This window comes from Streptomyces sp. SID486, from assembly GCF_009865385.1.
Taxonomy (GTDB): domain Bacteria; phylum Actinomycetota; class Actinomycetes; order Streptomycetales; family Streptomycetaceae; genus Streptomyces.
This window is the reverse complement of record NZ_WWJT01000421.1, coordinates 1-781: the sequence shown is the minus strand read 5'-3', so window position 1 is coordinate 781 and position 781 is coordinate 1. Positions and strand designations below refer to the sequence as shown.

1 protein-coding gene and 1 pseudogene are annotated in these 781 nt (G+C 77.7%); both read left to right on the top strand.

Annotated elements, in window-relative coordinates:
• On the top strand, positions 1–235 hold a 235-nt coding region (locus GT045_RS19975), incomplete at its 5' end, for a methionine adenosyltransferase domain-containing protein (protein ID WP_161334976.1).
• A gap of 366 nt (positions 236–601) precedes the next feature.
• Positions 602–781, top strand: a pseudogene (locus GT045_RS19970) (helicase PriA); the annotation flags it as partial.

Genomic DNA, 781 nt, shown 5'->3' with positions numbered 1-781 from the left:
GGTCGGCCTGTTCGTGGAGACCTTCGGCACCGCCAAGGTCGACGCCGAGAAGATCGAGAAGGCCATCGACGAGGTCTTCGACCTCCGTCCGGCCGCGATCATCCGCGACCTCGACCTGCTCCGCCCGATCTACGCCCAGACGGCCGCCTACGGCCACTTCGGCCGCGAGCTGCCCGACTTCACCTGGGAGCGCACGGACCGCGTGGACGCCCTGCGCGCCGCCGTGGGCATGTAGGACCCCCGCACCACGCATCGCCGAGGCCCGGCCGCCCCACGGGGAGGCCGGGCCTCGGCGTACCCGGGGCGGCCCGGGGACCGGCACCGGCCTGGCCGCCGCAGACGGGTGGCCGCAGACGGGTGGTCCGGAGCGGGGTTCGGGCGGGGGCCGCGGACGGGTGGGCCGGGTGTGGGGTTCGGGTGGGGGTGGCGGTCGGGCGGCTGGGAGACCGGCTCCCGGCGCGGGCGGCGGCCGGCGATGCCCGGGAACGGGGTTCGGCCAGGGGGGCGGGCCGGGTGGCTCGGGGCCCCGGGAGGGCCGGGGCGGGTTCGCACGGTCCGGCGGGCGGCGGGGTTGTCAGTGCCGTTTGGTAAGAATGCAAGCGTGAGCAGCGAGAACGGGGAGCCCCGGGTGGACGGGGACGGCGGGGCCGGGCAGGCGCCGCCGGAGCAGCTCGCGCTCATCCGGGAGAGCGTGCGCACGGCGAAGACGCCCCGGGCCAAGCCGCGCACCTGGCGGGGCGCGGCGATCGCCGAGCGGCTGCCCGTCGCACGGGTGCTGGTC